The following is a 10,345-nucleotide window of genomic DNA, read 5'->3' as shown; positions in this document are numbered from 1 at the left end:
ATCGTCATAGGCCTTTCGGTGAGATGTGGTAGTTGAGTCGAAAGGCTAACTGGCGGTGGCCGCCCACTACTTTCCGGGACCCACCATCAGCAAGCGTTACACCACACTAAGGGACGCAACCCTTCCTTCTTGATGTCGAACGAGTACTGCTGCTTTGTCGGTTTCTCCACAAGACATAGCCTGCCATGCAGCTTAAACCGACGACAGAGCATACGGGCGGCATACTTGGAGACACCAAGAGCATTGGCAGCGGCAGCACAGCCCATGCCTTGCTCGAAACACTCCACCAGCTGCTCACGCTGATGCTCACTCAGCGAACTTCGTGCTCTCAATGAAAACTACTCCCCACTAGTCGGTAACTGATTTCTCAGTCCAACTAATGGGGAGCAGTTCAGTAGCGGTTAACCGCTACGCTTCTTTTATGCTCTTCCTATGCCCCAACTTTGCAACAGCACCAATAAACTGGCGCCCCGGTTATAAGTTGGGGCGCCAAGTCGATGTGCTCGAGTCGGGGGATGTTAGTGGCCGGTGCCAAGCCGGCCAGACAGGCGGTTCAGTCGGTCCTGACTGGGACCGTCGAGCCCGATAATGGACACGGTTTTGCCTCTGTCCTGGAACTTCTGCGTAATCGCGTCAAAGGTCGCGACCGTGGAGGCATCCCAGATCTCCGCCTCAGTGAGATCAATAGTGATATGACGGGCAGAATCGGTGTAATCAAAGCGATAAACCAGGTCATTGCTTGATGCCCAAAACAACTGGCCATGCACCCGGTAGGTACGAGTATCAATCTCGCCATCGCCGTCGCCGTCGATCTCGGAGACCTTTTCAATGGAAGCGATATGTGCCATCCGACGGGCGAACATGATCATCGCGGTGACCACACCCAACACCACACCAATGGCCAGGTTGCTGGTGGCTAGGGTGGCAATAATCGTCACGGCCATAACAATGGTCTCAGAGACCGGCATGAGTTTAAGGGTGCGTGGATGCACCGAGTGCCAGTCGATGGTGCCGACCGAGACCATGATCATGATTGCCACCAGCGCAGCCATCGGGATCATGCCAACGATGTCGCCCAGTGCCAGGACCAGGACCAGCAGGAACACACCGGCTAACAGGGTGGATAGGCGGGTACGTGCCCCGGATTCGCGGACGTTGATCATGGTTTGACCGATCATCGCGCAGCCGCCCATGCCGCCGAAGAAACCGGAGGCAATATTAGCCACCCCCTGTCCCCAGGATTCGCGAGTTTTATCGGAATGAGTGTCGGTGATGTCATCGACGAGCTTGGCGGTCATCAACGATTCCATGAGACCGACCACGGCCATGGCCAGGGCATAAGGCGCGATGATCTGCAGGGTCTCCAACGTCCACGGCACGTTCGGAATAAACAGGGACGGTAAGGTCTCCGGCATCTTGCCCATGTCCGAGACCGTCGGGACAGTCAAACCGGCGGCAATGACCAAACCGGTGAGCACGATAATCGTGACCAGCGGGGCGGGGATCACACTGGTGAGCTTGGGGAAGAAAATCATGATCACCACACCCAAGCCGACGAGTGGGTAGACCATCCAAGGCACATCAATGAGGTGTTCGAGTTGGGCGGTGAAAATCATAATGCCCAGTGCATTGACGAAACCCAGCATCACCGATCGGGGGATAAAACGCTGAAGTTTCGCCACACCGAGGGCGCCGAGCACGATTTGTAGGACACCGCCCAACAAGACGGTGGCGATGAAATAATCCATCCCGTAACCACGCGCCACAGGAGCAATGACTAGGGCAATAGCCCCGGTGGCGCCGGTGGTCATTGCCGGGCGGCCACCGGTAAAGGCGATCGCAATGGCCATGACTACCGAGGAAAACAGACCCATGGCTGGGTCAACACCGGCAAGGATGGAAAAGGCAATGGCCTCAGGGATCAGCGCCAGGGATACCGCCAGTCCGGCCAGAATCTCTATACGGATACGGGCGGGGGAAGAAAATGCGTAACGGAAGGATGCGATGATCCCGGTAGGGGCATCAGCGCCGTCTGGACTCAGGAGGGGGCGGGGGGCCGCCGTGCTAGTTTCAGTCATAGATGTCCAATCTTTGAGGGGATAGGTAACTGGGCGAACGCCCGAAAGGAATCCAACCCTCTAGTAACTTTAGGTTTGGTGATGGTGGTCATGGTAGCGGGAGTTTTACTCAACCGCCAACCCAGGCACAGGAACCCGTGGGCAACATCACCGTGAAGGAGAACAGGCAATGCAAAACAGTAATTTCAAGATCGGCGAGGTCGTTGACCAGACGGGGTTGTCGATTCCCACCTTGCGTTATTATGACAACGTCGGCCTGATTACCCCATCGGGGCGTAGCCCTGGTGGGTTCAGGCTTTATAGTGAGGCTGATGTACGTCGTGTTTTGCTGGTGCGACGGATGAAACCGCTGGGGTTTACTCTGGATCAGATGCGGGAATTCCTGGAAGCTGCGGAGATTCTTCATAGTTCAGATGGCGGGCAGGAAAGTGATACCGCACAGCAGGCACGGAGTAATGCCAAGGCCACCCTTGCCGACATTCGTGAGGAGACGCGCACCCGCTACGAAAAGCTACGCAAGCAAATTGCCTACGCTGAGGAATTCCTCGATCTGGTCAACACCCTGGCACCCTAAACTGCCCCCATCCTTCGCAGGGAGAAAAAGACCATCGTATTGAATGCGCTCTGTCGAATCGCGTTCCAGATGAAGTGGACGAACGTCCGCGGCCTCTCCGGAGTGGATGGCGATAGTACAGAGGACTTCTGAAATCCGTGCAGACGACTCCTCAAAACGACACAGTCATCCAAGGTCACAAAATCGAAAATTGTCACTTAACCCCATCACTTCCAAACCGGCTTAAGTGACAAAATGCCATCGCTAAAGTCCCGATTTGAGTCCCAGGACGTGCGCCTTAAGAGAAATAACTAAAGCCCCTACCAGTGTTTCTCCTGGTAGGGGCTTGGAAGTTGGTAGCGGGGGCAGGATTCGAACCTACGACCTCTGGGTTATGAGCCCAGCGAGCTACCGAGCTGCTCCACCCCGCGACGAGTGCTGTACGCCATCGCGTCAGCGACTCCCCTACTGTAACGCAGAGCTTGGATAAAGTGAAATCGCCTGGTCGCAGGCGATTTCACCAGAGCCTAACGCTCGGACTGCAAGTCCTGGACCGCCTTGTCCAGCTCGTCCAGTGCCTTACCGAACTCCTCGAAGGTGCCGGACTCGCGGGTCTTGTTCACCTTGTCCATCGCATCGCGCACGCGCTGCTCCGGAGCCGTATCGGTGCCCTTGTTGTCAGACTTGCCGGCAGCGCCCTTCGCATCCGAACCCTGCTCGTCCTTGGACTTCTTGTCCTTGTCTGCATCCTTGCCCTTATCGCCCTTGTTACCGCTGCCTCCGTCCTTAGTCGGATCAACGACCGAACCGTCGATCTCCTGGATGTCAGTGGTGGAGGATGTCTTGATCCCTACCTGGTCCAGGGCCTCAGCAATGGTCGGGGCATAGCCCACCTGGCCGTTGTAGCTCACCAGCACGCGCAGCAGCTTCGGGAAGGCCGAATCCTGGCCACTGCGCTGCGAGTACACCGGCTCGACGTACAGGATTTGCCCGTCGCCCACCGGCAAAGTCAGCAGGTTACCGTTCGTCAGGTCGTTCGTGCCCTTCAGCAGAGTACGCTCGCGGGCGATCTCGTCGGAGGACATCATCGTGTCCTGCGCCTGGTTCGGGCCCAGCGTCTGCGTGCCCGTCGGCAACACCCGCACGTTGATTTGTCCGTAGTTATCCGGGTCGGAGCCCACAGACATGTGCGCCGCCAGGAACTCACGGCGCAGGCCACGGAACGGGGTAATCAGCTGGAACGACGGCTTGTTGGTCTCCGGGTCAGCCGCCACCACGTAGTACGGCGGCTGCGCATTATCCTGGCGGTCCTGCGGAGCCGTCGGATCCGTCGGCACGGACCAGAAAGAGTCGTTCTGGAAGAATACGCCCGGGTCGGAGACGTGGTACTTGGCGATGAGCTCGCGCTGCACCTTGAACATATCCTCCGGGTAGCGCAGGTGGTCCTCCAGCTCCTTGCTGATCTCGGAGCGCGGCTTAACCACGTCCGGGAACGCACCCCGCCAGGCCTTCAGCACCGGGTCCGATTCATCGAAGGCGTACAGATCCACGCTACCGTCGTAGGCATCGACCACGGCCTTCACGGAATTGCGAATGTAGCCAACCTCATTGTCGACGACCTGGCTCTCGCTTACGCCGTCGGGATTGAGGGCGTCCGCAGTAGAATCGGTGAGCCCAATCCGCTCGGAGTAGGGCAGGTTATTCAACGTCGTGTAACCGTCAACGACCCACTTCACACGGCCGTCAATGACGATCGGGTAGGTCTTGGAATCCGTCGTCAGCCACGGAGCAACCTTGTGTACACGCTCGCGAGGGTCGCGCTCGTAAAGGATCTTCGACCCCTCACCGATGCGATCCGTCAGCAGCATATTCATCGACTCGAAGTGGGCAGAGAACATCAGGCGGTTGAAGTAGTTAGAAACATCCACACCACCGGTGCCGGTGTAGGTGTAATTGGATGCGTCGGTATCGTACTCCAACGGCTCGCCCTCGGAATTGCCGACGATCGCGTAGTCAGAGTTGTTCTGTTTCGACGAGGCAATAACCGGGCCGAAGTAGATGCGCGGCTGCTTGATATCCAGCTCCAGCTCGCCACCCTGCTTACCGGACTGCATCGACTGCAGATCCGCGACCGTGTAGACCGGGTAGCCACCGCGGGCAGAGCCGACGTCGCGGGCGACCTCGTCGACCTTGCGGGCAGGCGCTGCCACGAAGCCATTTCCGTGGGTGTAGACCGTGTGGCGGTTAATCCAGTCGTTCTGGTTGCCGTCCAGGGTGTTCGGGTTCAGCTCGCGGGCGGCGACCACGAAGTCGCGCATCTCGCCGTCCACCTCGTAGCGGTCGATCGCCAGCTCGTCCGGGAAACCGTAGAAGTTACGCAGCTGCTGTTGCTGGGTGAACGTCGGGCTCAGCACCTCCGGATCCAGCAAACGCACGTTAGAGAGCGTGGCGGAGTCGTCGGCAACGGCCTTCTTCTGCTCCTGAGAGGCAGCGTCACCGGCAGACCCCCAGTCGCGGTCGTAGGTGACCTTGTCTTCACCGATGCCGTAGGCGAAGCGGGTGGCCTCGATGTTGCGGGCGATGTACTCGCGTTCCTTCTCCGCACGGTTCGGGTTGACGGAGAACTGCTCCAGCATCGCTGGCCACGCCAGCCCCACGGTCAGAGAAGAACCCACCATCAGTGCAACCGCCAGCGCCGGGATACGCAGGTCGCGCAGAACAATCGTGATGAAGAACATGGCTGCCACGAAGATCGAGATCACCAGCAGCACAATCTGCGCGGGCAGCACAGCATTGATGTCCGTGTAAGAGGCACCCGTGAACGTCTCGTGCGAACGGGTAAGCAACCCGTAGCGGTCGAACCAGTAGCCGACCGCCTTCAACAGCATCCACACACCTGCAATAACCGCCAGCTGACGGCGGGCATTCGTAGAGATAGAGGCCTTCTCCCCCACCCGCGGGTTACCTGTGGTGATGGACCCCAGCAGGTAGTGGCCAACGCCGTTGATCACAAAGGCCAGGATCAACAGCACGCTGAATGTGGAGACCAGCATCTGCAGGAAAGGCAGGTTAAAGGCATAGAAGCCCAGGTCCTTATCGAACTGCGGATCGTGCACCCCAAAGTTCGACCCGTTCAGGAACAGCAACACCGAGCGCCAGTTGGCCTGCACAATCATGCCGGTGATCACGCCGACGAACAGCGGAATGCCCACCAGGAATGGGCGCATGTTGCGGCGGATCAGCGGCCGGTACTCAGCCAGGGGCGAGGACGTGCCAAGGGATTCGATCTCGTCCGGCCGCGCACGGTACGCCAGATACGCCGCCAACCAGGAAATCAGTGCGCCGATCAGCCCGAAGACAACAAAGAGCACCAGGCGGGTCACGATCACGTTCATGAACACGCCCTGGTAATCCACACTGCGGAACCAGGCGAAGTCGGTGTATGTGCTCACCACCACCGGCACAATGAAGATAATGATGGCGATAGCTGCCACCAGGATTCCCAGGAACTTCGAGCGCCTGCTCGACCCTGGGCTGGACGGGAACGGCTGCTTCGGGCGACCCGAAGACGGTGGCGTGGGCGTGCTCAAGGCTTAAATACTCTCCTGCTAATCGCACCTGTGGGTATCGCTGATCGCGATGTTTCTACCAGGATACGTACAATTCTTAAAGCCTCATAACAAACCCCAACCCATCCCCCAACGAAAGAAAGGCATCACGAATGACCTCTCCCGATTCCTCCCCGAACGTCGATCTGCAGGATGAGCGCGTGCTCAACGCAGCTCTGCGCGAGGCCGTGGACTTCGTCCAGGCCGAGGGCTGGGATCAACCGGCCACCCTGTTCGCCCTGGTGCCGGCCTCGCTGATCGCCGATGCCGCACCGCAGGCCTTCGACGACGATGCCCCCGCCAATCCTTTGGCTCTGGTGGTGCAGGAGGACATCCCGGAGCACATCCGCCCCGGCAGCGAGGAACTCGGACAATTCCTGGCCACCATCCGCTGGCCCGCCCCCGTGGTCGGTGCGATCCTCGCCCAGGAAATCACCTTCTCCAACGCCGCGCCCGGTGCGGACCCTGCCCCGCGCCAGGCTCGCTTGTTTAGCGGACTTCTTTGTGACGCCGACTTTTCCGGCCCCGAGCGTTCCCTCATCCAACTCCGCCCCAGCGAGGAGGAGCTTGCAGAGGATCCCTTCGGCCAGGACAAGGTGCAGCTGCTCGGCGGTGACGACATCGCCCCCGGCGTGATTCACACCCTGCGCGCCACCTTCGAGGCCGACGAATAAAAGCAGATAGAAGCGAGTAGCCGCTGGCCGCTACTTACAGGTATCGGTCTGCTTGCCGTCGTTGTAGTCCTTGAGGTCCTTGATCGCATCGTCGAGCGTATCGACCTTCAGTAAGGTGATCCCCTCCGGCGGCTCGTGGACCGCTTCGGCGCAGTTCTGCGCCGGCACTAAGAACACCTCTGCACCGGCTTCCTTGGCGGCGGCGATCTTGTGAGTGATGCCACCAATCGGGCCGACCTTGCCTGCGGCGTCAATAGTTCCGGTACCGGCGACGAACTTCCCACCTGTCAGTTCCTCGGGCGTCAGCTTGTCAACGACCGCCATAGAGAACATCAGTCCGGCGGATGGGCCGCCGATGTCGGTCAGGTTGTACTCCACCTTGATGTTCCCGCCCGGCTGAGCAACGGCCGTCACGCCGAGGAAGGCAGTGTCCTTCGGATGGTCGCCACGCACCTCCTCCGGTAGTTCGGCGAGCTTGACCTTGATGTCCTTATCTTTCTCCTGGCGCTTGACGGTGACGGTGACCTCATCGCCCGGCTTGTAGCCCTTGATTTTGTCGGACAGTTCGCTGGGCAGCGTAATCTTCTCCCCATCGACCTTCGTGATGATGTCGTTTACCTCGATCTTGCCCTGCGCCGGGGAGTCCTCGGAGATCTCCAGCGCCATGGTCTCCAGGGGCTTGTCCAGGTGGTTCATCGCCGAAATCGTGGCGTTGGACTCCGAGTTGGCGAACGCGGCGGCGTTCTGGCGCTGCACTTCCTCCGAAGACTTGCCGGAGGGGAAGATGTGCTCGATCGGCACCAGGGTGTCGTCTGTAGAAACCCAGCGCTTCAGCGCCTGTGCCAAAGTCATGTTCGTGCGGACGGACACGGTGGTCATGTTGAGGTTTCCACTGGTCGGGTGAGTCTTCGCACCGCTGATGTCCACGATCTGGCGGCCATCGACCTCGCCCAAGGTATTGAACGTCGGCCCGTTCCCCTCAGCTGCATAGGGGACGGTCAGGTTGATGTCGGTGCCGGGGATCGACGGCAGGCCAAGGAGGGAAAAGATCGCCACGACGGGCACTGCACCCACGACGATGGTGCGATTTCGCCTGTTCCAGAATTTCACCCGCCCAACTTTACATGCTTCCCCCACCAGGTTCGCCCACCCTGGCACAGGCCGAACCCTGTTCGCTCTCAGCACACGCTTTTAGCCGCCTTCACGGCCTTTCGAGGTCGTTTTCACCCTGCAACAGTCGGTACGGTGGGGTACATGAGTAAATTCGGTTTTGGCTTCCACGGCCCGCACGATTCCGATGACGACCGCGACAAAGACGGCGATAACAACCGCGACGAAAACGGAAACAACGGGAACGAGAACAACCCGTTCGGCTTCTTCTTCGGCGGCCCGATGGGCGGCGGCGCAGGCGGAATGAACGGCGGCGCGGGCAACATGGGGGCCGGCAACCTGGGCGACATCCTGAACCAGTTCGGTTCCATGCTCTCCGGATTCGGTACAGACATGAACAGTGCCGAGGGCCAGGGGCCGGTCAACTACGGACTGGCCAAGCGCACCGCGCGCCAGCGGATCGCCGCCACCAATAAGGACTCCCGCCCCAGTCATAACGACTCGCAGGCAGTCGCCGATTCCGTTCGCCTGGCCGAACTGTGGCTGGACGAGGCCACCCACCTGCCCGCCGGCGCCTCCGGCTCCGTGGCCTTTGGCCCGGCGCAGTGGCTCGACGAAACCTTCGAAACGTGGAAGCGCGTCGTCACTCCCCTGGCCGACAAGCTCGGCGACGCCGCCCTGGGTGGCGTGCCGGAGGAAATGCGCAGCCAGATTGGCCCACTGGCGGGAATGATGAAGCAGATCAACGCCATGAACTTCGGCGCCCAGCTGGGCAACACCCTGGGCGCGATGGCCACCGATGTCGTGCTGTCCACCCAGTGGGGCGTGCCGCTGGCCGAGGGCGATACCGCCGCCATCGCAACCGAACACCTGGATTCCATGGCCAAGAAGCTGGGCTGCGAGCCCCGCGAGGCGCTGATCTACCTGGCCGCCCGCGAGGCCGCGCACCTGCGCCTGTTTAAGCACGTCCCATGGCTGGTGGAGCGCCTCATCCTGGACGTCGAGGAGTTTGCCGCCGGCCTGTCGCTGGACTACTCCGCCATCGAGGAAGCCACTCGGGAAATCACCCCGGAATCCATGAACGATCCTGCAAAGATGCAGGAGATGATGGAGCGGATGCAGGGCCAGGACCTCTCCCCCCAGGTCGTCTCCACCAACGCCCACGCCCGCGAACGCCTGGAAACCAGCCTGTCGCTCATCGAGGGCTGGGTGGATTATGTCGTGGGCTCCGCCTTGAACTCCCGCATCCCCGGCGCGGCCATGATCGGTGCCGCCTGGTCCGAGTTCCGCAACAACGGCTCCCCCGCCATGGATGCTCTGACTAAGGCCGTCGGAATCAGCTTCACTGCCCCGAAGGCAAACGAGGCAGCCGAGCTGTGGCGCAAGCTGGATGATGCGGTGGGCGTCACTAAGCGCGACGGCGTGTGGGACCACCCCGACTTCCTTCCCGTGGCCTCCGACCTGGACAACCCGGCGGCCTTCATCAGCAGCGTGGCTTTCGACGAGGACGAGATGGAGGACTTCAACCCCATCAGCGAGATCGAAAAGCTGGAGCGGGAGCTCAACGAGAAGCGCGGCGAAGAAGACGGCACCGCCGAGAACGATGCCGACGAGAACGGCGAGAGCGACAAAGAGTAGCTAGCCGCGCATCCCCCAGCGCTTGAAAGCCTCTAGGTAGCCCTGCGCCTTCTCCAGCTGCGGGGTGCGCGCCTCCCATTTGCGAAACTCCGGGCCGTGATTCGGCACGAACGTGTGGATCAGCTCGTGGATAATCACCGCATCCAGCACGTAGCCGGGCACTTCCTGCAGCTGGTGGGCGATCCGGATGCGCTTGGACTGCACCGAGCAGCTGCCCCAGCGCGTGTTCATGTTCGTGACGAACTTGATCTCCCCGATCGTCGCCCGGCTGCCGAGGTACTTGTCGTTGAGCTGCACCGCCCGCTCGGCCAGCTCCATGTTGCCCATTGTTTGACGCCGACTCTTCAGCGCCTTACCCACCAGCTCTACGCAGATTCTGCGCAGCTCGGCCTCTCCGATGGCCGCGGGCGACATGACCAAGAACCCATCGCCTTCTTCCCGCACCGCAACTGTCTTCTTGCGCCGGGTGGACAGGCGGATGGTGATGGGCGGCACCGTCGCCGCTGTCACCTCTGGGCTCTGCTGGGCCGAAAGCTCCTCCTGCACCTCGCGGGCCAACCGCTGCGGGTCGAGCGCTTGAGAGCGGAAGGGGGGAGCCATCGGAACAACCTTTCCACCAGCGAGGACAATGCTGCGCTGCTAGGGTGAGAGGCAACTGCACAGCGCGCATGGGGAGCGCAGGCT

The 10,345-nt window shown here is 60.6% G+C and carries 7 protein-coding genes and 1 tRNA gene; 3 read left to right on the top strand and 5 right to left on the bottom strand.

Annotation, left to right across the window (positions count from 1 at the left end; translation table 11 throughout):
* Nucleotides 1-518 precede the first annotated feature (518 nt).
* Nucleotides 519-2,078 carry a SulP family inorganic anion transporter gene (locus tag MHX52_RS06205; protein ID WP_035009418.1) on the bottom strand — a complete coding sequence of 520 codons (1,560 nt, stop codon included), beginning with the start codon at nucleotides 2,076-2,078 and terminating at the stop codon, nucleotides 519-521.
* A gap of 169 nt (nucleotides 2,079-2,247) precedes the next feature.
* On the opposite strand from MHX52_RS06205, the gene MHX52_RS06200 reads away from it, so the two are divergent.
* Nucleotides 2,248-2,652 carry a MerR family transcriptional regulator gene (locus tag MHX52_RS06200; RefSeq protein ID WP_034664654.1) on the top strand — a complete coding sequence of 135 codons (405 nt, stop codon included), beginning with the start codon at nucleotides 2,248-2,250 and terminating at the stop codon, nucleotides 2,650-2,652.
* A gap of 333 nt (nucleotides 2,653-2,985) precedes the next feature.
* Here the strand turns inward: MHX52_RS06200 and MHX52_RS06195 are convergent.
* Together MHX52_RS06195 and MHX52_RS06190 are read right to left on the bottom strand one after the other, a co-directional pair.
* A tRNA-Met gene (locus tag MHX52_RS06195) sits at nucleotides 2,986-3,062 on the bottom strand.
* Between the two features lie 96 nt (nucleotides 3,063-3,158).
* The gene (locus MHX52_RS06190; RefSeq protein ID WP_239317164.1) at nucleotides 3,159-6,221 is read right to left on the bottom strand and encodes a UPF0182 family protein; all 3,063 of its coding nucleotides are present in this window, start codon (nucleotides 6,219-6,221) and stop codon (nucleotides 3,159-3,161) included.
* A gap of 131 nt (nucleotides 6,222-6,352) precedes the next feature.
* Here MHX52_RS06190 and MHX52_RS06185 point away from each other — a divergent pair, with 131 nt between their 5' ends.
* Nucleotides 6,353-6,913, top strand: coding sequence for a PPA1309 family protein (locus MHX52_RS06185; protein WP_005293814.1), 561 nt, complete (start codon nucleotides 6,353-6,355; stop codon nucleotides 6,911-6,913).
* A 30-nt stretch (nucleotides 6,914-6,943) separates the two neighbouring features.
* On the opposite strand, the gene MHX52_RS06180 is transcribed toward MHX52_RS06185, so the two are convergent.
* Nucleotides 6,944-8,023, bottom strand: a complete 1,080-nt coding sequence (locus MHX52_RS06180; protein ID WP_239317162.1) for a PDZ domain-containing protein — start codon at nucleotides 8,021-8,023, stop codon at nucleotides 6,944-6,946.
* A 144-nt stretch (nucleotides 8,024-8,167) separates the two neighbouring features.
* On the opposite strand from MHX52_RS06180, the gene MHX52_RS06175 reads away from it, so the two are divergent.
* Nucleotides 8,168-9,661 (top strand): zinc-dependent metalloprotease, encoded by a 1,494-nt coding sequence (locus MHX52_RS06175; protein WP_239317160.1) that lies wholly within the window; start codon nucleotides 8,168-8,170, stop codon nucleotides 9,659-9,661.
* Here MHX52_RS06175 and MHX52_RS06170 read toward each other — a convergent pair whose 3' ends face one another.
* Nucleotides 9,662-10,261, bottom strand: coding sequence for a M48 family metallopeptidase (locus MHX52_RS06170; protein WP_239317158.1), 600 nt, complete (start codon nucleotides 10,259-10,261; stop codon nucleotides 9,662-9,664).
* Between the last annotated feature and the right edge of the window lie 84 nt (nucleotides 10,262-10,345).

It is taken from the genome of Corynebacterium sp. ACRQJ, from assembly GCF_022346045.1.
GTDB classification, from domain to species: Bacteria; Actinomycetota; Actinomycetes; order Mycobacteriales; family Mycobacteriaceae; genus Corynebacterium; species Corynebacterium evansiae.
The sequence above is the reverse complement of the archived record's forward strand: the minus strand, read 5'-3'. Positions and strand labels throughout refer to the sequence as shown.

Coding starts and splice junctions, on each gene's coding strand:
- MHX52_RS06205 (WP_035009418.1), bottom strand. CDS start 2,078: ATGACTGAAACTAGCACGGCGGCCCCCCGCCCCCTCCTGAGTCCAGAC.
- MHX52_RS06200 (WP_034664654.1), top strand. CDS start 2,248: ATGCAAAACAGTAATTTCAAGATCGGCGAGGTCGTTGACCAGACGGGG.
- MHX52_RS06185 (WP_005293814.1), top strand. CDS start 6,353: ATGACCTCTCCCGATTCCTCCCCGAACGTCGATCTGCAGGATGAGCGC.
- MHX52_RS06175 (WP_239317160.1), top strand. CDS start 8,168: ATGAGTAAATTCGGTTTTGGCTTCCACGGCCCGCACGATTCCGATGAC.
- MHX52_RS06170 (WP_239317158.1), bottom strand. CDS start 10,261: ATGGCTCCCCCCTTCCGCTCTCAAGCGCTCGACCCGCAGCGGTTGGCC.